The 22,169-nt window shown below is 41.1% G+C and carries 23 protein-coding genes; all 23 read left to right on the forward strand.

Going from position 1 to position 22,169, the window contains the following annotated elements; translation table 11 throughout:
- Positions 1 to 265 precede the first annotated feature (265 nt).
- The 23 genes from DWX73_RS05190 (at position 266) to DWX73_RS05295 (ending at position 22,146) form a co-directional block, all read left to right on the forward strand.
- Complete coding sequence (locus DWX73_RS05190; protein ID WP_118347522.1) at positions 266 to 1,249, forward strand: DnaJ C-terminal domain-containing protein; 984 nt, start codon at positions 266 to 268, stop codon at positions 1,247 to 1,249.
- A 119-nt stretch (positions 1,250 to 1,368) separates the two neighbouring features.
- A complete protein-coding gene (locus DWX73_RS05195) occupies positions 1,369 to 2,214 on the forward strand; it encodes a 4Fe-4S binding protein (protein ID WP_118347524.1) in 846 nt (281 codons plus the stop codon).
- A gap of 106 nt (positions 2,215 to 2,320) precedes the next feature.
- Complete coding sequence (locus DWX73_RS05200) at positions 2,321 to 2,668, forward strand: hypothetical protein (RefSeq protein ID WP_118347526.1); 348 nt, start codon at positions 2,321 to 2,323, stop codon at positions 2,666 to 2,668.
- 133 nt (positions 2,669 to 2,801) lie between these two features.
- Positions 2,802 to 2,924 carry a hypothetical protein gene (locus DWX73_RS14275; RefSeq protein ID WP_278321071.1) on the forward strand — a complete coding sequence of 41 codons (123 nt, stop codon included), beginning with the start codon at positions 2,802 to 2,804 and terminating at the stop codon, positions 2,922 to 2,924.
- Positions 2,925 to 2,946: 22 nt separating this feature from the next.
- The gene (locus DWX73_RS05205) at positions 2,947 to 3,687 is read left to right on the forward strand and encodes a peptidylprolyl isomerase (RefSeq protein ID WP_118347528.1); all 741 of its coding nucleotides are present in this window, start codon (positions 2,947 to 2,949) and stop codon (positions 3,685 to 3,687) included.
- Positions 3,688 to 3,756: 69 nt separating this feature from the next.
- Positions 3,757 to 5,088 (forward strand): MATE family efflux transporter, encoded by a 1,332-nt coding sequence (locus DWX73_RS05210; protein ID WP_118347530.1) that lies wholly within the window; start codon positions 3,757 to 3,759, stop codon positions 5,086 to 5,088.
- A gap of 17 nt (positions 5,089 to 5,105) precedes the next feature.
- On the forward strand, positions 5,106 to 6,167 hold the full coding sequence (locus DWX73_RS05215) for a PTS transporter subunit IIC (protein ID WP_118347532.1): 1,062 nt from the start codon (positions 5,106 to 5,108) through the stop codon (positions 6,165 to 6,167).
- A 21-nt stretch (positions 6,168 to 6,188) separates the two neighbouring features.
- Positions 6,189 to 7,163 (forward strand): alpha/beta hydrolase, encoded by a 975-nt coding sequence (locus DWX73_RS05220; RefSeq protein ID WP_118347534.1) that lies wholly within the window; start codon positions 6,189 to 6,191, stop codon positions 7,161 to 7,163.
- Positions 7,127 to 8,929, forward strand: a complete 1,803-nt coding sequence (locus DWX73_RS05225) for a DUF6320 domain-containing protein (RefSeq protein WP_118347536.1) — start codon at positions 7,127 to 7,129, stop codon at positions 8,927 to 8,929. The genes DWX73_RS05220 and DWX73_RS05225 overlap by 37 nt, the downstream gene beginning before the upstream one ends.
- Before the next feature lie 54 nt (positions 8,930 to 8,983).
- A complete protein-coding gene (locus tag DWX73_RS05230) occupies positions 8,984 to 9,550 on the forward strand; it encodes a peptidylprolyl isomerase (protein WP_118347538.1) in 567 nt (188 codons plus the stop codon).
- 50 nt (positions 9,551 to 9,600) lie between these two features.
- Positions 9,601 to 10,095 carry a flavodoxin family protein gene (locus DWX73_RS05235; RefSeq protein WP_118347540.1) on the forward strand — a complete coding sequence of 165 codons (495 nt, stop codon included), beginning with the start codon at positions 9,601 to 9,603 and terminating at the stop codon, positions 10,093 to 10,095.
- On the forward strand, positions 10,089 to 10,730 hold the full coding sequence (locus DWX73_RS05240; protein ID WP_118347542.1) for a hypothetical protein: 642 nt from the start codon (positions 10,089 to 10,091) through the stop codon (positions 10,728 to 10,730). Before DWX73_RS05235 ends, DWX73_RS05240 begins: the two co-directional genes overlap by 7 nt.
- Before the next feature lie 11 nt (positions 10,731 to 10,741).
- Positions 10,742 to 11,665 (forward strand): radical SAM protein, encoded by a 924-nt coding sequence (locus DWX73_RS05245; protein WP_330413488.1) that lies wholly within the window; start codon positions 10,742 to 10,744, stop codon positions 11,663 to 11,665.
- A 98-nt stretch (positions 11,666 to 11,763) separates the two neighbouring features.
- Positions 11,764 to 12,750, forward strand: a complete 987-nt coding sequence (locus DWX73_RS05250) for a diaminopimelate dehydrogenase (protein ID WP_118347544.1) — start codon at positions 11,764 to 11,766, stop codon at positions 12,748 to 12,750.
- A 16-nt stretch (positions 12,751 to 12,766) separates the two neighbouring features.
- Positions 12,767 to 13,798, forward strand: a complete 1,032-nt coding sequence (locus DWX73_RS05255) for a 3-deoxy-7-phosphoheptulonate synthase (RefSeq protein WP_118347613.1) — start codon at positions 12,767 to 12,769, stop codon at positions 13,796 to 13,798.
- 231 nt (positions 13,799 to 14,029) lie between these two features.
- The gene (locus DWX73_RS05260) at positions 14,030 to 15,286 is read left to right on the forward strand and encodes an ABC transporter substrate-binding protein (protein ID WP_118347546.1); all 1,257 of its coding nucleotides are present in this window, start codon (positions 14,030 to 14,032) and stop codon (positions 15,284 to 15,286) included.
- A 65-nt stretch (positions 15,287 to 15,351) separates the two neighbouring features.
- The gene (locus tag DWX73_RS05265; RefSeq protein ID WP_118347548.1) at positions 15,352 to 16,236 is read left to right on the forward strand and encodes a carbohydrate ABC transporter permease; all 885 of its coding nucleotides are present in this window, start codon (positions 15,352 to 15,354) and stop codon (positions 16,234 to 16,236) included.
- A 1-nt stretch (position 16,237) separates the two neighbouring features.
- Positions 16,238 to 17,062 (forward strand): carbohydrate ABC transporter permease, encoded by an 825-nt coding sequence (locus DWX73_RS05270; RefSeq protein WP_118347550.1) that lies wholly within the window; start codon positions 16,238 to 16,240, stop codon positions 17,060 to 17,062.
- A gap of 18 nt (positions 17,063 to 17,080) precedes the next feature.
- Positions 17,081 to 18,730 (forward strand): DUF4091 domain-containing protein, encoded by a 1,650-nt coding sequence (locus tag DWX73_RS05275; RefSeq protein WP_118347552.1) that lies wholly within the window; start codon positions 17,081 to 17,083, stop codon positions 18,728 to 18,730.
- 46 nt (positions 18,731 to 18,776) lie between these two features.
- A complete protein-coding gene (locus DWX73_RS05280) occupies positions 18,777 to 19,676 on the forward strand; it encodes an AraC family transcriptional regulator (RefSeq protein WP_242996638.1) in 900 nt (299 codons plus the stop codon).
- Between the two features lie 133 nt (positions 19,677 to 19,809).
- Positions 19,810 to 20,379 carry a manganese efflux pump MntP gene (locus DWX73_RS05285; RefSeq protein WP_118347556.1) on the forward strand — a complete coding sequence of 190 codons (570 nt, stop codon included), beginning with the start codon at positions 19,810 to 19,812 and terminating at the stop codon, positions 20,377 to 20,379.
- Positions 20,380 to 20,416: 37 nt separating this feature from the next.
- Positions 20,417 to 21,376: a 50S ribosomal protein L11 methyltransferase gene (prmA, locus tag DWX73_RS05290; RefSeq protein ID WP_118347558.1), complete on the forward strand. Its 960-nt coding sequence runs from the start codon at positions 20,417 to 20,419 to the stop codon at positions 21,374 to 21,376.
- 2 nt (positions 21,377 to 21,378) lie between these two features.
- Positions 21,379 to 22,146 carry a 16S rRNA (uracil(1498)-N(3))-methyltransferase gene (locus DWX73_RS05295; RefSeq protein ID WP_118347560.1) on the forward strand — a complete coding sequence of 256 codons (768 nt, stop codon included), beginning with the start codon at positions 21,379 to 21,381 and terminating at the stop codon, positions 22,144 to 22,146.
- Positions 22,147 to 22,169 lie beyond the last annotated feature (23 nt).

Below are 22,169 nucleotides of genomic sequence, written 5' to 3' on the forward strand. Positions count from 1 at the left end.
CTGGAGAATGGCGAAAGTCTTGAACCAAATCTTTTCAAAGAAAGTAATAGCCAAGCTAGGTTATACATCCATGCTTGACTATTATCTAGTAGTTTGTGAAAACTAAGGACCGCCTAGTACTGAACGGTATGCTAGGTGGTGTGAGAGGTCGGCTAATCAATTAATGATTAGCCTCCTACTCGATTGTTGCGTTGACATTTTTGTGAAAAGTGTTATAGTACATATAGAACAAGTGGATTTTGGAGTGCAATTCGAGGTGATTTGTATGAAGCAAAAAAGAGATTATTATGAAGTTTTAGGAATAAATAAACAGGCAGAGAGCAGTGAGATTAAGAAAGCTTACAGAAAACTGGCGAAGAAATACCATCCGGATGCCAATGAAGGAAATCCTGAGGCGGAACAGCAGTTTAAAGAAGTTACAGAAGCGTATAATGTATTGAGTGATCCGGAGAAAAAGAAATTGTACGATCGTTTCGGACATGCAGCATTTGATGGAAGTATGCCAGGGGGAGGAACCGGAGGCGCTCAGAATGGTTATGGAGAATTCAGGGGCGGTTTTGGAGATGGAACATTTCATGAGTTTCATTTTGAAGGCAGCGATATGGATGATCTGTTTGAAAATTTGTTTGGACACGGATTCCATGCAGGCGGTTTTCAATCAGATGGAACAAGAAGGAAATTCCGGAAAAAGGGGCAGGATGTAAGGGCCCAGGTGGAGATAACTTTTGATGAAGCCGTATTTGGATGTGAAAAGGTTATTTCATTTCAGAATCCGCAGACAGGAACGATCCAGAGACTGCAGGTGCATATTCCGGCAGGAATTGACAGTGGGAAAACAGTACGGCTCCGTGGAAAAGGAATGCCGGGAATGAATGGAGGAGAGGCAGGAGATATTCTTTTGGATGTAACGGTGGGAGAAAAGCCGAATTTCGAGAGAAAAGGAGCAGATGTCTATACGGTATGCAATATTCCATTTACAACAGCTGTTTTCGGCGGCGAGGCAAGAGTACAGACGTTGTACGGGGATGTTTTATGTAAAATTAAAGAAGGAACACAGTCCGGATGCAGAATCCGGCTGAAAGGCAAAGGGATTGTATCTATGACAAACCCGGAGCAATATGGTGATCAGTATGTGACGGTTCAGATTCAGGTTCCGAAACGATTAAGCCCGGAGGCAAAGCAGAAATTGAAAGAGTATGCATGCCTAAGTCATGAAAATCTTCAAAATTATCAAACCGGCAGAGCGTAAAATGGCTTGTGGAATGGTTTGTAATCTTTTATAATAATTCCATAGATGAGTAAAATCAGGATGGCAGAACCATGAGGATACGGTTCGGCGAAAGGAATGAAATAAAGGAGGAATGTCCCATGACGAAGGAAGAGCTGGAAAGAAAAGTCGAAGTATTTGTTAATGCATCTCCGATGAATTATGTCTCAGAAGAGGAGGCGCTTGCTCCAGACTGCATAGGACTGAAGATGTATGAACCACCGATATGGGGGTATGGAACAGCTGATGATAAGATGTTTGCAGAATTTCAGAAGAAAGAAGCAGTAGGTCCGCAGTTTCTCTTGCCGGGACAATGGCTTGGCGAAGCAAAAAGTGTTATTAGCTTTTTTCTTCCCTTTACAGAACAGGTAAAGAAAAGCAATGGTATTTTGAAAGAGGAACCATCAAAAGAATGGCTGCATGCCAGAATCGAAGGTCAGAAATTTGTCATGGCAGTCTGCAGATATATCAAAGAGCTTCTGGAAGCAGACGGAATGCAGTGTGTCATTCCGGCAGAAGACAGCAGATTTCACAGTGTAACAAAGTCTGGGCACGGTCAGGAAGATCTGTGGCAGGGCAGTTCGTATACAAGTAACTGGTCAGAACGACATGTGGCATATCTTTGCGGGCTTGGTACTTTCGGTCTTTCGAAAGGTCTGATTACCGAAAAAGGAATGGCCGGAAGACTGGGAAGTTTGATTGTTAGCGGAAGTTTTGAGCCGCGAAAACGAGAATATACAGGAATCTACGACTATTGCACAAGATGTGGGGCATGTGTGAGACGGTGTCCGGCAAAGGCGATTTCATTGGAAGCAGGGAAGGATCACGAGAAGTGCGAGGCATTTCTTGGTAAGACAAAAGAAACCTATAAAACGCATATGGGATGCGGGAAATGTCAGACGAAAGTGCCTTGTGAAAGCAAAATACCGCTCTTAAAAACAAAATAAGAAAAATGAATCTGAAAATTTAATAAAATACATAAAAATAATTGACTATTATAAACTTTGAGTTTACAATAAAAGTAATTTAAAAGTGGATAGGAGTTGAGGTTTTATGTTGAACGAAATGCGGATGATTTTTTTAACAATCGGTACTGTGATGATCGGTATTTTGACAGCAGTGTATTTTAAAATGGATGCAGAGTTCAGAGCCAAACCACTCCACAAACTTTATACGTTGATCGTATACGAGTACTTGAAGATCTGTGTAATGTCTGTACGAGGAGTGGATTATCTGAGAAGAAAATTCTGGTTTGGCGCAGGCGTCTATGAACCGGATGCAGAGCGAATGGCAGAATTACAGAGGAAGGAAGCAAGGCTGTATCAGATGCGTTTGCAAATGAAGAGTTCTTCTTCCGGATATAAGAATTACCATCAGTACAATATGCGCAGAATGAAATAGTGACAGAAAAGAATAATTACACCGCAGACATAATGAAAAAATGTCTGCGGTGTTTTTAGAGGAATGAAGTTCTGCTTGTGAAATGGGTGGAAGTTCGCTATAATAGGACAGTAGATGTAAGGAGGAAAATGAAATGAGTCATACAGATACAGATCATTGTACAGGCTGTATGAAAGAGTGCAGTCTTGAGAAGCCGAAATGTTCCTTTGGTGAGAATCTTGCAAAGGAAAAAGGAATTCAAAAAGAAGAAAAATAAGTTTACTACAGGAGATTGAAATATGAGTCAGGAAATTTTAGCAACAGTGGCAGGAGAGGCGATTACAAAAGAAGATTTAGATGCATTTTTACAGAAACTGCCTCCGAATCAGAAAATTTATGCAGAGAATCCACAGATGAGAGCATATTATTTAGATCAGCTTGTATCTATGCGCTTATATGCAGCGTTAGGTAAAGAAATGAAGCTGGACGAGACAGAAGGATTTCGCATGATTATGGAAGATGTGAGAAGAGAGCTGTTATCTCAGTTCGCTATGAAAGAAACATTGAAAGGAATTGTTGTGACAGAAGAAGAGGCAAAAGAATTCTACGACAGCAATCCGGAACAGTTTGTAAAAGGCGAGATGGTACAGGCGAAGCATATTCTTGTTGAGACAAATGAGCAGTGCAGCAGCATTGCGGAAGAAATCAAAAGTGGAGCAAAAACATTTGAAGAGGCTGCAAAAGCATACTCTACCTGTCCATCCAAAGACCGGGGAGGAGATCTCGGACAGTTTGGAAAAGGACAGATGGTAAAAGAATTTGAAGACGCTGCATTTACGGCAGAGCCGGGAGTTGTGGCAGGACCGGTTCAGACACAGTTTGGATATCATCTGATCAAAGTGGAATCCCATCAGGAACCAGAGACAATTGCATTTGCTGATGCAAAAGAACAGATTGAAAAGACCGTTCTCCAACAGAAGCAAAAAGCAGTCTATAATAGAAAGCTGAATGAATTAAAAGAAACTTATATGAACGCATAATGTATCATAGAAGATATTGTAAAAAACCGGCTGAGAAGAACCGGTTTTTTTACTTATGAGGGGGATAAGATGAATCAGGATTTAACAAGTGGACCCATTGGACGAAAATTGATAATGTTTTCTATTCCAATGATTCTGGGAAATCTGCTTCAGCAAGTCTATAATATTGCAGATACGTTGATCGTAGGGAAAGTTCTTGGGACAGAAGCCCTTGCAGCAGTGGGAGCGGCATATGCTTTTATGACATTTTTGACATCGATTATCATTGGACTTTGCATGGGATGCGGAGCTTTGTTTTCTATGTACTACGGAGGAAAGAAAATGAAGCGTCTCAAACAAAGTATTGCCATGTCATTTGCCGTCATTGCTGTGATTATGGCGGTGCTTACATCAGCATCTGTCTGTTGGCTTGATCAGATTATAAGACTTTTGCAAGTGCCGGGGGAAATCCGAGGTATTCTCAGAGACTATCTTTCGGTGATTCTTTTTGGAATGCTCTTTACTTTCCTGTATAATTATTTTGCATTTTTGCTGCGGGCTATTGGAAATTCAGTTGTGCCGCTTATTTCGCTTGCGGCAGCTTCGGTATGTAATATCATATTGGATCTTTTATTTGTAATTGGGTTTCAGTGGGGACCAAAAGGAGCAGCTTTTGCGACGGTAATTGCTCAGGGAATTTCAGCAGCAGGAGTATTGCTCTATACGTTTGTGCGGGAGAAGCAGCTTCGAATTCATTGGACAGATTTTTGTACAGACTGGGGATTGCTGAAAGAAATCGGACAGTATTCGGTATTTACATGCATTCAGCAGTCCGTAATGAATTTTGGAATTCTAATGGTGCAGGGGCTCGTGAATCAGTTTGGCACTGCGGTTATGGCAGCATTTGCTGCAGCAGTCAAGATCGATTCCTTTGCATATATGCCGGCGCAGGAATTTGGAAATGCATATTCTATTTTTATTTCGCAGAATTACGGAGCCGGAGAAAGAAAACGGATTCAGAAAGGCACGAAAACAGCGCTAAAGATCTCTATGATGTTCTGTGCAGTCATCTCTGTTCTTGTATGGATTCTGGCGAAACCATTCATGTGGATTTTTATTGATCCGTCAGAGACAGAGATTGTTAAAATCGGTGTAGAGTATCTTCGGATTGAAGGAGCATTTTATTGCGGAATCGGATGCCTTTTCCTGCTGTATGGATTATACCGGGCTATTGCAAAGCCGTTTATGTCAGTCGTACTGACGGTCATTTCCCTCGGAACAAGGGTAGGGCTTGCGTATGCGCTTGCACCAATTACATGGATTGGCGTCTGGGGAATCTGGTGGGCAATTCCTATTGGATGGGGACTTGCAGATGCAGTGGGAATTCTTTATTATAGAAACATGAGAAAGAAAATGGAATGAGAAAGGAATAGAGTCTTATGGAACGATGGATGGCATTTTTGAAACGGAAAGATATTGTATTTTCTGTTAAGCGTTATGGGATTGAGGCCCTTGGCGCTATGGCACAGGGATTATTTGCTTCCCTGTTAATTGGAACAATCATTTCTACTCTGGGAGAACAGATTGGAAGTGAAGTGCTGATTACTGTAGGAGGATATGCAAAAGCTGCAACAGGACCGGCTATGGCGGCAGCTATCGGTTATGCGCTGAAATGTCCGCCGCTTGTGCTGTTCTCACTCATTGCAGTGGGAGAGGCGGCGAATGCACTTGGAGGAGCCGGCGGACCTTTGGCAGTTCTTGTGGTAACGATTTTTGCAGCGGAATTTGGAAAAGCTGTATCGAAAGAGACAAAGATAGATATCATTGTTACACCGTGTGTGACAATCCTTGTGGGAACGCTATTGTCAATGTGGTGGGCGCCGGCCATTGGTGCTGCAGCCAGTAGTGTTGGAAATGCGATTATGTGGGCAACAGAACTTCAGCCATTCTTTATGGGAATGATCGTTTCTGTCGTTGTAGGAATTGCACTTACACTCCCAATCAGCAGTGCTGCCATCTGTGCGGCGCTTGGTCTTACCGGGCTTGCCGGAGGAGCGGCAGTGGCAGGCTGCTGCGCGCAGATGATTGGATTTGCGGTAATGAGCTTTCGGGAGAATAAATGGGGCGGTTTATTTGCCCAGGGAATCGGGACTTCCATGCTTCAGATGGGAAATATCGTTAAGAATCCGAGAATTTGGATCCCGCCGATTCTGGCATCTGCCATTACAGGACCGATTTCTACTTGTTTGTTTCAAATGAAAATGAACGGAGCGGCAGTAGCTTCCGGAATGGGAACCTGCGGGCTTGTAGGACAGATTGGGGTATATACCGGCTGGGTACAGGATATCGCCAATGGCGCTAAGACAGCGATTACGGCAATGGATTGGATCGGGCTGCTTTTGATCTGTTTTGTACTTCCGGCAGTGCTGACATTAATATTTGCTGCGCCGATGCGGAAGATGGGATGGATATTGGAAGATGACTTGAAACTTGATCTATAAGAAAATAACGGGAGAGCGTACATGAAGAAAACAGTAAAAGCACTTTTACATGCCCTGTCTTATGGAGATATTGAGGTGGAATCTTCCAGAAGATTTGCAGATTTAAAGCAGTTGGACCCGATGAGGATCTTCGTGAAAAAACTGGATGAGCGCATTTGCCGCGGAAATTATGAAATACCGGTAAGAGTCTACTTTCCATCGGAGGAAGCGATGGAAATGGGGCTTGAGAAAGGGCACCGCTTTCCGATATTGTTATTTTTTCATGGCGGTGGCTGGGTAACAGAATGTGTGGAAAACTATGACCGTGTCTGTGCACAAATGTCTCAGTCGACGGCTCATATTGTTGTATCGGTAGAATACCGTCTGGCGCCGGAATATAAATTTCCTACCGGATTGCTTGACTGTTATGAGGCAGCAAGAAGTTTGTTTACGAATTCCTTTTTACTCCATACAGATCCTAACCGGATTACCCTTGTAGGAGACAGCGCCGGGGGCAATCTTGCAGCAGCTGTTTCTATGATGGCAAGGGATTTGGGAGAATTCATGCCGCGAAAACAGATATTGATCTATCCGGCGACGAACAGTGATTATTCAGAGCAGACACCGTTTCGGTCTGTGATAGAAAATGGTCAGGATTATCTTCTGACACGAGTGAAAATGGAGTCCTATATTAAGCTCTATGAGCGAACAGAAAAGGACAGGGAAAATCCTTACTTCGCTCCGATTCGGGCGAAAGATTTCCGGAATCTTCCGGATACACTGATTCTGACTGCAGAATTCGATCCGCTGCGGGACGAGGGAGAAGCTTATGGAAAATGCCTTCGCGAGGCAGGAAATACAGTACGGGTGGAACGAATACCGGATGCACTTCACGGATTCTTTGCACTTGGAATCCGACATTTACATGTGCAGGAGAGTTTTGATCATATGAATCGGTTTTTGAGAGAGGAGGAAACCGTATGCGGGAAGGAAGAAGATCCAGATGGCGTAAATTAGATAATGCAGCGCTCGCATTTCCGGCAGCCACCGGGAAAAAAGATACGAGAGTGTTTCGGTTTTACTGCTGTCTGAAAGAAAAAGTGGATGCAGAGCTTTTGCAGCAGGCGCTTGAGCGAACGATTGAGCGCTATCCGCTTTATCTGGCAGTTTTAAGAAAAGGGCTGTTTTGGTTTTATCTGGAACACAGGGAACTTCCGGCAGAAGTAACGCAGGAAGATAAGCCGCCGTGCAGCAAAATTTATGTACCGGATCAGAAACGGCTGTTATTTGAAGTTTCCTATTACGAAAACAGGATTAATTTTGAGATTTTTCATGCATTGTCTGATGGAACGGGCGCAACAAGATTCCTTAAAGAATTGGTACAGCAGTATTTGCAGCTTGCACATTCAGATGTATCTTTTCCGGAAACAGGAGAACAGCTTTTGACAAACCGGGATCAGGAAGAAGATAGTTTTTCTCAATACTATTCTGAGAAAAAAACAAAAAATCCGGAAAGAAAGCGAAAAGCATTCCAGCTTCCGGGGCCGAAACTGGAACAGGATGAAATGGAAATTATGGAATGCAGGATGTCTGTGCAGGAGCTTTTGAACTATACAAGAAGCCGAGGGGTTTCAATTACCGTATTTTTGAGTGCAGTATTGCTCTGTGCGATCCACGAAGAGATGACGGAGCATCAGGCGAAAAAACCAGTCACCTTAATGATCCCGATCAATCTGCGTAATTATTTCCCATCGCGCTCTATGGCGAATTTTTTTGGATGGTTGGAAGCGGGATATGAGTTTTCGGCAGAAACAACATTTGACGACGTGCTGCTGCATGTGAAAGAACGATTTGCAAAGGAACTTACGAAAGAGCGGGTAGCAGAACGGATGAATGAATTTGTGCGTCTGGAAAAGAATCCGTTTCTAAGGGCAGTACCGCTGGAAATAAAGAATCTCTTTCTGTTAGCAGGAACAACGCTTGGAGGGCGAAGCATTACCGCAGTGTTTTCGAATATGTCGGCAGTCAGACTTCCGGAAGCTTATGAGAATTATATTGAACGTTTTGGGGTTTTTACAAGTACAGATAAACTCCAGCTGTGCAGCTGTTCCTTTCAGGATACGATGATGCTTGGATTTACCTCTAAAGTGATGAGTACGAATATTCAGCGGAATTTTATCAGAATTTTGCGGGAACAGGGACTTGGTGTAGAAGTACTGGAAGAAAACTTTCCGGCAAAGAAACCGGAAAAAAATCGAAAATTTCCCGAATTCTTTACCTTTGCCTGTATGGCAGCGGCAGTTGTCTGTGTGATGCTGAATTATCTTGTGACACCAACGCTTCGGTGGTCAATCTTTGCGGTGGCAGGATGCGCCTGCATCTGGGCGATGGTCATGCTCGGTTATGCAAAAAGACGTAACTTACTGAAAAACAGTATGTGGCAGCTTGTCAGCGTGTCGGTACTGGCAATTTTGTGGGATTATTTTACCGGCTGGTCCGGCTGGTCGCTTAGTTATGTGCTTCCATGCGGTACGCTGATGGTGCTATTGTCGATGCTGACCATTGTGCGTCTGCAGAAGCTGGAACAGGATGAATATTTATTTTATTTTGTGCAGGCGGCAGGATTTGGAATGATTCCGTTTCTTTTGCTGGTGTTCGGTGCGGTTAAAGTAACAGAGCCTTCGGTTGTATGCAGCGGGATCAGCTTTTTGTTTCTTGCAGGATTGGCGTTATTTCACGGTAAGGAATTTAAACAGGAATTTTATAAGAAATTCCGTATGTAAAAGAATATAAGAAGAAAATCAAAAGCATTACAGAGCGAGAAAAGAGGAAGTATAATGGAAAAACAAAATGTGTCCGGAAAACCAACTATTTGCATTCGAATGAAGAATCATGCAGAAATTGTGGTAGAATTATATCCGCAGTCTGCACCAAATGCAGTGAACAGTATCTTGGAATTGATTGATCAGAAGGGCTTTGAAGAGTTGCAAATTCAGAGAATTGCGCCGGATTTCGTTCTCCAGCCATGGTTTGATGAAGTGCACATGGATCAGCGCTATCAGTATGTGATGGAGAAAGAAATCTGTCCAGAATTTTCATTTACCCGTTATACGGTAGGAATGGCAGGAAATGAGGAAATTGCCTCTTGCGGCTGTATCTTTTTTGTTATGGGTGATGGGTGCGAAGAGCGGTTAAATGGTAAATTTACCGGAGCAGGGAAGGTAATTTCCGGATTTGATGAACTTGAGCGGATTATGCATGTAAAAACAAGAGAAGTTGTGTGCGATATGGAAGGAGTTGTCGTCAGAGAACCGGTCATTCCGGAGGTAATTCAGGAGATTACTTATGAATTAAACGGTTATGAACGAAAAAAAGTGGTGAAACGTCTGGAAGTATTTGCGTAAGAAAAGTATAAAATAACAGACAGAACGAATAACAGAGAGGAGGAACTTGTGTGAGATTAATTATACATGATTTGAAAAAAGAACAGGCGGATCAGTTTTTGCCGCAGGATGAAAATACAAAGGTCATTTATCAGAAAAGCGAGATAAAACCATGCAGAGGATGTTTCGGATGTTGGGTGCGGACACCCGGGAAATGCGTCCAAACAGATGGATATGAAATGATGGGGGAACTTTTCGCGCAGACAGAGGAGCTTGTGATTGTCAGCAGATGTGTTTATGGCAGTTTTAGTCCTTTTGTGAAAATGGTATTGGACCGGAGTCTTTCTTATCTGCTTCCTGATTTTCAAATCATCGATGGAGAAATGCATCATTTGAGAAGGTATGAAAATCAGTTTCGGATTCGTGTTCTTTTCTATGGGGAAGATATTACGGAGTGGGAAAAAGAAACTGCAAAAAGTCTTGTCTATGCCAATGCGAAAAATCTGAATGCACAGGTAGAGGAAATTGAATTTGATCCGCAGGATCTGGGAGGTTTGCCATGTTAAGAGTTGCATTGATCAATGGAAGTCCGAAAGGAACAAAGAGTCATTCGGAACATATTATTGAAGAAATGAAATATGAATTGGAAGGGGTGCAGATTGAAGAAATTCAAATGCCTTCTTCCAGTCCGGAGGGGTTGGAGAAGATTTTGCGCTGTCATGCGGCTGTATTTGTATTTCCATTATATGTAGATGGAATTCCCGCACATTTTCTTTCCTGTCTTATGGAGATGGAACGGTATTTTAAAGCAGAACAGGCGGGATTTACCGTATATACTGTTGTGCAGGGGGGATTTTACGAAAGCATTCAAGCCAAAACTGCTATCGAGATAATGGAAAATTGGTGTGCCAGAACGTATCTGAAATGGGGGCAGGGAATCGCTGTGGGCGGAGGAGGCATGTTGGAATGTCTTGATCAGAAACATAATTATTTTATGCAGAAGATTGAAGAAGCCATTGGAGAACTTTGCGATGGAATCCGCTCACTGGAAAATGGTCCAACCCTATATGCAGAGCCGAATATACCGCGGGCAGCGTACAAGATGGCGGCAGAACGCCAGTGGAGAAAGCTTTTGAAAGAAAATGGTCTGGACAAAGAAGCGCTTTTTTATCGGATACCGGTTTCAACTGAAAACAGGTAGGGGATATGAAGATGAAACAGGAAACGTGGATGAAAGAGATGGAAGCGTGTCAGCTTTGTCCAAGAAATTGCAGAGTGAATCGCAGTGCAGGTCAGACAGGATTTTGTGGTCAGAGCGCAGTCATAAAAGCGGCAAGAGCGGCGCTGCATATGTGGGAAGAACCGTGTATTTCCGGTGAGAAAGGATCGGGAACCGTGTTTTTCTCAGGATGTCCTCTTCAGTGTGTATTCTGCCAGAACCATGAGATTGCGGTTTCCAGATCCGGGGCAGAGATCAGCGTTGGAAGATTGGCGGAGATTTTTCTGGAATTGCAGGAAAAGCATGCGGCAAATATCAATCTTGTGACACCAGGGCATTTTGTACCGCAAATGATAGAAGCAGTGACAAAGGCGAGGGATCAGGGCCTTTCCATTCCAATCGTATATAATACCGGAAGTTATGAGAAAGAAGAAACAATTAGGAGACTGGAAGGCATTGTTGATATTTATCTTCCGGACTTTAAATATTGGGATGAAAAGATCGGAGAAAGATATGCCGGTGCTGCAGACTACCGGAAATATGCCTGTGATGCAATACGGGAGATGGTACGTCAGACAGGTCCATGCAGGTTTGATGAAGAGGGATATTTAAAACAGGGGGTTCTTGTGCGTCACCTCGTACTTCCCGGAAATACAGCAGATTCAAAAAAGATTATTCACTATCTGTATGAGACATATGGTAACAGTATTTATATAAGTATTATGAATCAGTATACACCGGTCATTGCAAAGGAAGCATTTCCGGAGCTTGCGCGCCGTCTGACAGAAGAAGAATATGATGAGGTTGTGGATGATGCTATTGCGCTTGGTGTGGAAAATGGATTTATTCAAGAGGGAGAAACTGCTGAAGAAAGTTTTATTCCGCCTTTCGACTATGAGGGGATTTTATCCAATTGACGTGTCACAGCAAAAATATCTTGCATTTTTCACACAATCATGCAAAAATAATATCGGATTGTAACATCCAAATGAGGAGCGAAAAGGAGGAACTTGTAATGAGTATTCGAGTTGGCATTTATGGATATGGAAATCTTGGAAGAGGAGTAGAGTGTGCGCTGAAACAGAATCCGGATATGGAGTTGGCGGCAGTATTTACAAGAAGAAATCCGGCAACAGTAACAGTTCTGACAGAGGGCGTGAAAGTTTATCATACAGATGAAGCAAAAAATATGGCAGATGAGATCGATGTAATGATCCTCTGCGGAGGAAGTGCAACAGATCTTCCGGTGCAGACACCGGAAGTCGGAAAATATTTTAATACCGTCAATAGTTTTGACACCCATGCAAAAATTCCGGAACATTTTCAGGCTGTGGATGCGGCAGCAAAAGAGGGCGGAAAGGTCAGTCTGATTTCTGTTGGATGGGATCCGGGAATGTTTTCGCTGAATCGTCTGTATGCAGAAGCAATCCTTCCGGAAGGAGAGGCCTATACCTTCTGGGGAAAAGGTGTAAGTCAGGGACATTCAGATGCAATCCGCCGGGTAGAGGGCGTAAAGGATGGAAAACAGTATACGATTCCGAAAGAAGAGGCTCTTGAAGCAGTTCGTTCCGGAAATAATCCGGCGCTGACAACGAGAGAGAAACATCTGAGAGAATGTTTTGTTGTGCCGGAAGAAGGGGCGGATCTTCAGAAGATTGAAGAGACAATCAAAACAATGCCGAATTATTTTGCAGATTATGATACGATTGTTCATTTTATTTCAGAAGAAGAGCTGAAAAGAGATCACAGCGAGATTCCGCACGGCGGGTTTGTGATCCGAAGCGGAAAGAGCGGCTGGGAGAAGGAACATACGCATATCATTGAATACAGCTTAAAACTGGATTCGAATCCGGAATTTACTTCAGCGGTGCTTGTTGCCTATGCAAGAGCAGCATATCGTATGAATCAGGAAGGACAGAGCGGATGCCGAACAGTATTTGATGTTGCACCGTCTTACTTGAGTGCAAAAAGTGCAGAGGAATTAAGAAGCCATTTATTATAGAAAGAAGTAGATGAAAATGACAATGAGAGTAAATAAAGTGCTTCCGCAGCCGGCAGAACTGAAAGAAATGTTTCCGTTGTCGGAGAATATGAAGTGTCTGAAAAGAAAACGAGATGAAGAGATCAGAAATATTTTCACTGGAAAATCAGAAAAATTTATAGTGATTGTAGGGCCTTGTTCTGCAGATAATGAGGATGCTGTCTGTGAATATACGGAGCGTCTGGCGAAGGTAAATGAAAAGCTTTCTGATAAATTGATGATTATTCCACGAATCTATACGAATAAACCTAGAACAACAGGAAGCGGCTATAAAGGAATGCTGCATCAGCCGGAGCCGGATAAGGCACCGGATCTGTTCGCGGGAATTTGTGCGATTCGTAAGATGCATATTCATGCGATGGAGATTAGTGGTCTGACAAGTGCAGATGAGATGCTCTATCCGGAAAACAGAAGTTATCTGGATGATGTGCTGTCATACGAGGCGATTGGCGCCCGCTCTGTGGAAAATCAGCAGCATCGTCTGACTGCCAGCGGAATGGATATTCCGATCGGTATGAAAAATCCTACAAGCGGTGATCTGGCAGTTATGTTGAATTCCATTCTTGCAGCGCAGAAAGGACATAATTTTATCTATCGTGGTCAGGATGTCACAACAAATGGAAATCCATATGCACATGCAATTTTAAGAGGCGGCGTGGATAAATACGGTACATGTATTCCAAACTATCACTACGAAGATCTGGCGCGTCTGATGGAATTGTATGAAAAGTGGGATTTGAAAAATCCGGCAATTATTGTAGATGCAAATCATTCAAATTCCAATAAAAAGCACCGAGAACAGATTCGTATTGTAAGTGAAGTGCTTCACAGCAGAAATTATAATTCGGATCTGAAACATCTTGTAAAAGGTGTTATGATAGAAAGTTATCTTGTGGAGGGAACGCAGTCGATTGACAGTAAGCGGGTTTACGGGAAATCTATTACAGATCCATGTATTGGGTGGAATGATACAGAGGCGTTGCTGTACAAGATTGCACAGATGTGCTAAGTAATACAAAAGAACAATATAATGCTCAATAAGAGACTGCTTCAGCTGTTTTGTATAAAACAGGCTGAGGCAGTTTTTTTTGATTGGAAAATAATGATAGAAATGGATAAAAGTATGCAAGGAACGGACGATAATATGAAGAAATATGTACAAATTTGCTATATTATATCACTATAAGTTGCATAAACAAGTAAAATGTACCAAAGTACATATGCAAAAGGAGGAATACGTATGAAAAGAAAAAAAGTAGTTGCAAGTATTTTAGCAGCATCAATGTTGGCAGTAATGCTTGGGGGATGTGGTTCAAAATCATCTGAGGGCGGTAAGTCAAGCGGAAAAGAGAAACTGACATTATGGATGCCGACTTTCGCAGCAAGTGACGGGAAAATTACAGACATGGATTTCTGGAATGAGAAGATGGATGCATTCGAAAAAGAAAACAACTGTGAAGTGAAAGTTGAGATTGTTCCGTGGGATAACTATGAAGAGAAATATCTGACAGGTGCAACATCAGATGATGGACCGGATGTAGGATATATGTATATGGAAATGTTCTACGATTATATTGATATGGGTGCGCTTACAGATATTGATGAATATTTTACGGATGAAGAAAAAGAAAATTATTTATACTATGATCTCGGAAATATTCTTGAAGGTCAATATGCGCTTCCGGTAGTTGTCGGAAATCCTAGAATTCTTGCAGCGAATATGGATTTATTAAATGCAGCCGGAATTGATAAAATTCCATCTACTTGGGATGAGTTAGTTTCAGCATGTAAGACAATTCAGGAGAAAACACCGGATGTAACAGCATTTCTTCAAGACTGGGGCAATCCGCATTACGGATCTTTAAATGAAATTTTCTGGCCGTATTTCTGGGGTGCCGGTGGAGAAATTGTAGATGAGGAAGGAAATCTGACAATTGATTCTGCAGAAGGTCTTGCAGCAACAGAATATTTATACAGTTTGAAAAAAGATGGAATTCTTACAGATTCCTGCACATCATGTGATGACGTATTGGAGCCATTCAAAAATGGTGAAGCTGCGATGGCAGTAATGGCATCAAGCAATGCGCTTACAGCAACAAACGTAAATTGGGATTTCCAGCCATTAATTCAGGGACCAAAGGAAAGTAAAACTTTCGTTGCAGCAGATTCTCTTGTTATGTTTGAAAAATGTTCAAATAAAGAACTGGCTGCAAAGCTGATGAAGTATATTACAAGTGCAGAGGTAATGTCCGATTTCCATAAGAGAGTTTCAGAGCAGCCGCCGATCACAAAGGATGAAACATATGCTGGTGATGAAAGATATACAGAATTATTCTCTGATTATGGAGATAACTTCGTTTCTCTTCCGGTATTCAAGGGAGCAAGTTCTATGTATGATACACTTTACAAAAACTTACAGTCTATGATGCTTGGTTCAATGTCACCTGAAGATGTTTTAAAAGAAACAACAGAATACTATAATACGAATTTAAAATAAGTTTGTTGCCGGGAGAGTAGTGAAAAACTCTCCCGACTGTATTAATAGCAAAAGGAAGTGATTGTGTGTTAAAGAAAAGACAGAAACGAGAAGCATTGCAGGGAATCTTATATGTTTTACCAAGTTTTATTCTGATTATTGGATTCTGTGTAATTCCTATTTTTATGTCAGGTTATTTTAGTTTTACAAGTTACAACATTATGACACCGCCTAAATTTGTCGGGCTGGAAAATTATATGAAAGTATTTCAGGATAGTTATGTTGCAGACGCAGCTAAAAACACATTGCTTTATGTTGCAATGACTGTACCGATTCAGACTATTCTGGCACTTGTTTTTGCGGCATTTCTTGCCTATAAAATGCAGACAAAGACAGGAGGGCTTCTGAGAAGCCTTATGTTTATTCCGGTAATTGCATCAGCAGTTACAGCAGGTACAATATGGAGAATTATTTTGAATACAGATGGAGGACTTTTAAATAGTATTTTGAATTTCTTGCATATTGATTCTGTCAATTGGTTGGGAAGTACTAAAACAGCATTGATTAGTATTTGTATTGTAGCAATTTGGAAAAATGTTGGATACTTTCTTGTAATTTATTATGCCGGTATTATGGGAATTTCAAGAGATTTATACGAAGCTGCAAAAGTGGATGGAGCAACGTCAATCCAACAGTTTTTCAAGATTACAATGCCGATGCTGAAACCTATTACATATCTGGTAGTAACGCTTGGCATCATATGGTCATTCCAGGTATTTGATTTATCATACTTAATGACAGGAGGCGGACCGGGACGCTCGACAGTAACGCTGGTAATGGGAATTTACAATGCGGCATTTAAACAATACAAAATGGGATATGCATGTGCGATGGCGATGCTTCTCCTTGCAATTATTTTAGTGATTAATTTGATTGAGAATTTATTCTTCAAGGAAAAGGAGGCGAAGTAGTATGAAAAAGAAGAAATCATGGTCAGTATCCGGAGTGATTGGATTGTTTTTTATTCTGCTTTTTACAACAATTTGTGTTGCGCCTTTTGTGTATATGCTGATTATGTCATTTACGAAATCAACAACGTTAATGATTACATGGAAAGATATTAATTTTACTGATTTTTCGAATTATCAGTATGTCTTTGGAAAAAGCGGTTTTTCACGCGCGTTATTAAACAGTATGATAGTTGTTATTTGCTCTTGCTTTTTTAACTGCGTAATGGCTTCGATGGCTGCATATGGTTTTGAAAAGAAAAATTTTCCGGGAAAAGAATTCTTATTTAAAATTTATATGCTGACATTAATGATTCCGGGGCAGGTAACGATGATTCCTGTATTCATTATTATGAAAAAACTGGGTATGTTAAATACATATTTTGCATTGATTGTAATCATTCTGAATGCTTTTGGAGTTTTTCTGATTCGACAGTTTATGTCCAGTGTACCGGATGAACTTCTGGAAGCAGCAAAAGTTGATGGATGTCCGGAATACAGAGTATTTTTAAATATTGTACTTCCGTTAATTAAACCGGTTCTTGTGTCTCTTGTTGTATTCACATTTGTTACTTCATGGAATGATTTCTTATGGCCATTGGTGTCTACGACAGATTCCAGTATGTATACATTAACAGTTTCACTGTCACTGTTAAAAACTCAGTACCAGACAAACTATGGACTGATTCTTGCAGGAGCAACGGTATCATTTATGTTCCCATTTCTTTTGTATGCATTTTTACAAAAGGAATTTGTAGAAGGAATTGCACTTGGTGGTGTAAAAGGTTAGAAAGGCGGATCGTGCAGTATGAAATATTTTAAGATTAAAACAGTTTCAGCTATGGAGAAAGTGTTTGCTTCCAAAGAACCTTCAGGAGAAGGCTGTATGCTGCATATGACGGCATTGAAAGGAGAGACAATCTCCTTTCAGCTGGCATATTACTGGGCAGGAGAAAGAAAAGAACGAGGTAAAGTAGAAATAAGTTCACCGATAAAAGAATATGCTAATGTACGGCTTGTTCAGCTTGTGCCGTGTGAATATCCGTGTCATCTGAAACGTGACGATGATTATCTTGTAACGGAGCCGGGATTATATCCGGACCTTTTGACTGAAATTCCAGCTCTTGGATTTCCGATGGTAAGTGGGCAATGGAGAAGTCTCTGGGTGGATGTTGAAATTCCGGAAGAATCGGAAGCAGGCGTATATCCACTGGAAATCCGTATGATACATGATGGAGAATTGGTCGGAAAAGTGGAAATGACGATAGAAATTATTGCTGCTGCATTGCCAAAGCTGTCATTGCTGCATACAGAATGGTTTCATTCAGATTGCCTTGCACAGTATTATGGAGTTCCGATCTTTTCAGAACAATACTGGAATATTGTGGAACAATTTGTGCTTGAGGCAACAAAACGGCATTGTAACATGATCTTAACTCCAATTTTTACCCCTCCGCTTGATACTGCGGTAGGTGGAGAACGTCCAACAGTACAGCTTGTTGATGTGTGGGAAGAAGAAAAAGGACAGTACCGTTTTGAATTTGAAAGATTGGAGAGATGGGTTTCACTTTGTAAACGATGCGGAATAGAATATTTTGAAATGTCACATTTGTTTTCACAGTGGGGAGCAGTTGCAGCACCAAAAGTTGTTGGTTACCGCGACGGAGAACTTCAAAAATTATTTGGTTGGGATACAGATGCATCCGGAGAAGAATATGCAGCATTTCTTCACCAATTTTTGACAGCGCTAAAAAAAGAATTAGAACAATTGGGGATTGCAGAGAAAACTTATTTTCATATTTCCGATGAACCGCAGATGTCTCAGTTGGAATCTTACCAGGCAGCAAGGAACGTGGTAGCAGAGGATTTAAAAGACTATGTAATATTTGATGCATTATCCGATTATGAATTCTATCAAAAAGGACTGGTAAGTCAGCCGGTTTGTGCTTTAAATCACATCGAACCATTTTTGAAAGATCGTCCGGAAAAATTATGGGGTTATTATTGTACTGCTCAGTATCAGGATGTTTCCAATCGCTTTATTGCACAGTCCGGACAGCGTACAAGGATACTGGGAGCACAGCTGTATAAGTATAACATAGATGGCTTTTTACATTGGGGATATAATTTCTATAATTCAGAGTATTCTCTGTATGAAATTGATCCGTATAAATGTACAGATGCGGGAGGAGCATTTCCGTCTGGAGATTCGTTCCTTGTATATCCGGGACCGGGCGGAAAACCGGAAGAATCTATACGAATGATGATGATGGATGAAGCTATGAATGATTTTAGAGCTATGAAACTTCTCGAACAACTAGCAGGACGAGAGGCAGTTATGAAATGTATTGAAAGCAGTCCGGAGGAAATAGTTACATTTAGTAAATATCCAAGAAGTATTTCGTATATGATTGCATGCAGAAACAGAATCAATGAGGCGATTAGTCAGGCTTTGTAGAAGAAGCATAATTTGAGAAAATTCCGTTAGTATAATTGGGGTGCAAATGATGAATACTTACGAGAGCATTACTTTGACAGAAGAACTGATTATTACAGAGATTTTTTCGATTCATTATTTCGAATATGGAAAAGATTTTGTGTATGAAGGAGAATCGCACGATTTTTGGGAACTTCTTTGTGTTGACAATGGTGTTATTGAAGTGACGGCTGGTGATAAAAATATCATATTAGAAAAGGGTGAAATGATTTTTCATAAACCCAATGAATTCCATGCGTTAAAAGCAAATGGAAAAGTTGCTCCGAATCTAATAGTGATTTCTTTTAAATGCAATGCGGAATGTATGAATTTTTTTCGGGAACGGATTGTGACAATCAATTCTACAGAAGGATTTTATCTTGGACAGATTATTACAGAGGCAAAGAAGACATTTTACACTCCGTTGAATAATCCGTATATTTGCAAGTTGGAGCGATATCCGAATGCTGCATTTGGAAGTGAGCAGATTATTAAAATTTCTTTGGAGTCTATGTTGATCAGTATTTTTCGGAGATATACAACAAAAGAACCATTGCTTCTATATGGAACAGATCATCCAATGATGCATCGCAGCAGTGATGAATTTGTTCGACAGGTAACACAGTATATGGATCAGCATCTTGGAGAAAAGCTTACAGTATCACAGATATGTAAAGAGAATATGATCGGAAGATCAAATCTCCAGAAAATTTTTCATGAGAAAAAAGGCTGTGGTGTGATGGAGTACTATGCATATCTTAAAATCGAAGCTGCGAAAAAGTTGATTCGGGAGGATAAATATAATTATTCTCAGATTGCGAATATTCTTGGTTACTCTTCGTATCAGTATTTTTCTTTGCAGTTTAAAAAATATACGCGAATGACTCCGTCAGAATATCATATGTCTATCAAATCTTTTTCGGAGTAATACTTGACGGCGTAAAAGGTTAATTGTATAATAATTTGAACTGAAAAACTTATCCGCATATAGGACATGCGGATAGGTTTTTTTGCAGTATAGATGTTTGAGAAACAGAACGTAAAAGGAGAGTGTGGTTGTCGTGAATATTGTGGAGTTACTGCTGATTGCAGTCGGACTGTCTATGGATGCGTTTGCTGTGGCAGTATGTAAAGGGCTTTCTATGAAAAAATGCACTGTGAAAAAAGCAATGCTCGTAGGCGCGTGGTTTGGTGTTTTCCAGGGGGGAATGCCTCTAATCGGTTATTTTCTTGGCGTGCAGTTTAAAGAGATCATTACATCTATTGATCACTGGATTGCATTTATACTATTGGGGATGATTGGAGGAAATATGATCAGGGAAGCTTTCTGTGAAGAAGAGACAGAGTATGCCGTACAACAGGAAAGTCTCGACATGAGAACGATGTTTGGGCTTGCAATTGCCACGAGCATTGATGCGCTTGCAGTAGGCGTCACATTCGCATTTTTGCAGGTAAAGATTGTTCCGGCTGTAAGTTTTATCGGAATTGTTACCTTTATTCTATCAATGATCGGTGTAAAAGTTGGGAATGTCTTTGGAGAAAAATACAGCAAAAAGGCTGAAATAGCAGGAGGAGTTATTCTTATTCTGTTGGGAATTAAGATTTTATTGGAACATACAGGAATCCTATGATATACTTGGAGAAGGGAAAAGGAGGATTAGAACTCTTATGAAGTGGAATAAATTTAAATTAAAAACAAGAACAGAAGCGGAAGATATCATTAGCAGCACTCTGATGGAGATCGGAATACAAGGAATAGAGATTGAAGATAAGGTACCATTGACAGCAATGGAAAAAGAGCAGATGTTTGTTGATATTTTGCCGGATAATGGACCGGATGACGGAATTGCTTACATCAGTTTCTATTTAGAAGAGGAAGAGGATAAAGAAGAAATTCTGGCTACGGTAAGAAGAGAACTGGAAGAGTTGAGAGCATTTATCGATATTGGAGAAGGAAGCATTGAGGAGTCACAGACAGAAGATGTGGATTGGGTAAATAACTGGAAGAAATATTTCCATCAGTTCTATGTAGACGACGTATTAATTATCCCATCCTGGGAGGAGGTAAAACCGGAAGATGAAGATAAGATGATTATTCATATTGATCCGGGAACTGCTTTTGGAACAGGAATGCATGAGACGACTCAGCTTTGTATTCGCGCTATTCGAAAATATGTAACAGAAGGAGCAGAAGTTCTTGATGTTGGATGCGGAAGTGGAATTCTTGGAATGTTAGCGTTGAAGTTTGGTGCAGGACATTCTCTTGGTACGGATCTTGATCCATGTGCGATTGATGCGACTCATGAAAATATGGAAGTGAATGGAATTCGGAAAGATCAGTATGAAGTTATGATTGGAAATATCATTGACGATACAACAGTGCAGGATGCTGTAGGTTATGAAAAGTATGATATTGTGGCAGCCAATATCCTGGCGGAAGTGCTTGTTCCGCTTACTCCGGTCATTCTTCATCAGCTGAAACCGGGCGGTATTTATATTACAAGCGGAATTATAGATGATAAAGAAACAAAAGTTGTTGAAACAGTAAAAGTAGCAGGACTGGAAGTACTGGAAGTAAATCATCAGGGCGAATGGGTATCTGTTGTTGCAAGGAAAGCGAAGAGGTAGCTATGCATCAGTTTTTTGTGACACCTGCACAGGTGGAAGAAGATAAAATCTATATTCATGGAAGTGATGTAAACCATATTAAGAATGTGCTTCGTATGCAGGAAGGTGAAGAAATTCGTATCAGTGACGGAAATAACTGCAAATACCTTTGTGCGATTCAGAAAATAAGTCCAGAGGAGGTAACAGCAGTTATTTTGGAAGAAGAAGCGGCAGATAATGAATTACCGTCCAGAATCTACCTTTTTCAGGGACTGCCAAAGGCAGATAAAATGGAACTGATTATTCAAAAAGCAGTAGAGCTAGGGGTATATGAAATTATTCCGGTAGAAATGAAGCGTTCGGTGGTTCGTCTGGATGCGAAGAAGGCTGCAAAAAAAGTTGAACGCTGGAATGAGATTTCCAGAAGTGCAGCAAAACAGTCGGGAAGAAATCTGGTGCCAAAAGTAGAACGGGTTATGACATTTGCGGAAGCACTCCAAAAAGCAAATGATTTGGATATCGTGCTGCTTCCTTATGAGCTTTCAGAAGGAATGTCATATACAAGAAACTGCATAGAACAGATTCGACCGGGGCAGTCTATTGGGATTTTTATCGGTCCGGAAGGCGGATTTGATCAGGCCGAAGTGCTGGCGGCAAGTGAGAAGAAAGCAAAGCCGGTTACTCTTGGGAAAAGGATCCTTAGAACAGAGACGGCAGGGCTTACGATGCTTTCAATCCTGATGTATCATCTGGAGGAAAAAAAACCGGAAAATAACATTATGGAAGAATAGGCATATGCTAAAATGAAAGACGA

The sequence above is a fragment of the Coprococcus sp. AF21-14LB genome, from assembly GCF_003458885.1.
Lineage (GTDB): Bacteria > Bacillota > Clostridia > Lachnospirales > Lachnospiraceae > UBA9414.

What these genes read in the sequence shown, in the direction of transcription:
- DWX73_RS05215 (WP_118347532.1), top strand. Translation starts at nt 5,106, where the DNA reads ATGGAACGATGGATGGCATTTTTGAAACGGAAAGATATTGTATTTTCT.
- DWX73_RS05200 (WP_118347526.1), top strand. Translation starts at nt 2,321, where the DNA reads ATGTTGAACGAAATGCGGATGATTTTTTTAACAATCGGTACTGTGATG.
- DWX73_RS05230 (WP_118347538.1), top strand. Translation starts at nt 8,984, where the DNA reads ATGGAAAAACAAAATGTGTCCGGAAAACCAACTATTTGCATTCGAATG.
- DWX73_RS05295 (WP_118347560.1), top strand. Translation starts at nt 21,379, where the DNA reads ATGCATCAGTTTTTTGTGACACCTGCACAGGTGGAAGAAGATAAAATC.
- DWX73_RS05210 (WP_118347530.1), top strand. Translation starts at nt 3,757, where the DNA reads ATGAATCAGGATTTAACAAGTGGACCCATTGGACGAAAATTGATAATG.
- DWX73_RS05270 (WP_118347550.1), top strand. Translation starts at nt 16,238, where the DNA reads ATGAAAAAGAAGAAATCATGGTCAGTATCCGGAGTGATTGGATTGTTT.
- prmA (WP_118347558.1), top strand. Translation starts at nt 20,417, where the DNA reads ATGAAGTGGAATAAATTTAAATTAAAAACAAGAACAGAAGCGGAAGAT.
- DWX73_RS05255 (WP_118347613.1), top strand. Translation starts at nt 12,767, where the DNA reads ATGACAATGAGAGTAAATAAAGTGCTTCCGCAGCCGGCAGAACTGAAA.
- DWX73_RS05260 (WP_118347546.1), top strand. Translation starts at nt 14,030, where the DNA reads ATGAAAAGAAAAAAAGTAGTTGCAAGTATTTTAGCAGCATCAATGTTG.
- DWX73_RS05195 (WP_118347524.1), top strand. Translation starts at nt 1,369, where the DNA reads ATGACGAAGGAAGAGCTGGAAAGAAAAGTCGAAGTATTTGTTAATGCA.
- DWX73_RS05220 (WP_118347534.1), top strand. Translation starts at nt 6,189, where the DNA reads ATGAAGAAAACAGTAAAAGCACTTTTACATGCCCTGTCTTATGGAGAT.
- DWX73_RS05190 (WP_118347522.1), top strand. Translation starts at nt 266, where the DNA reads ATGAAGCAAAAAAGAGATTATTATGAAGTTTTAGGAATAAATAAACAG.
- DWX73_RS14275 (WP_278321071.1), top strand. Translation starts at nt 2,802, where the DNA reads ATGAGTCATACAGATACAGATCATTGTACAGGCTGTATGAAAGAGTGC.
- DWX73_RS05205 (WP_118347528.1), top strand. Translation starts at nt 2,947, where the DNA reads ATGAGTCAGGAAATTTTAGCAACAGTGGCAGGAGAGGCGATTACAAAA.
- DWX73_RS05240 (WP_118347542.1), top strand. Translation starts at nt 10,089, where the DNA reads ATGTTAAGAGTTGCATTGATCAATGGAAGTCCGAAAGGAACAAAGAGT.
- DWX73_RS05280 (WP_242996638.1), top strand. Translation starts at nt 18,777, where the DNA reads ATGATGAATACTTACGAGAGCATTACTTTGACAGAAGAACTGATTATT.
- DWX73_RS05275 (WP_118347552.1), top strand. Translation starts at nt 17,081, where the DNA reads ATGAAATATTTTAAGATTAAAACAGTTTCAGCTATGGAGAAAGTGTTT.
- DWX73_RS05225 (WP_118347536.1), top strand. Translation starts at nt 7,127, where the DNA reads ATGCGGGAAGGAAGAAGATCCAGATGGCGTAAATTAGATAATGCAGCG.
- DWX73_RS05245 (WP_330413488.1), top strand. Translation starts at nt 10,742, where the DNA reads ATGAAACAGGAAACGTGGATGAAAGAGATGGAAGCGTGTCAGCTTTGT.
- DWX73_RS05250 (WP_118347544.1), top strand. Translation starts at nt 11,764, where the DNA reads ATGAGTATTCGAGTTGGCATTTATGGATATGGAAATCTTGGAAGAGGA.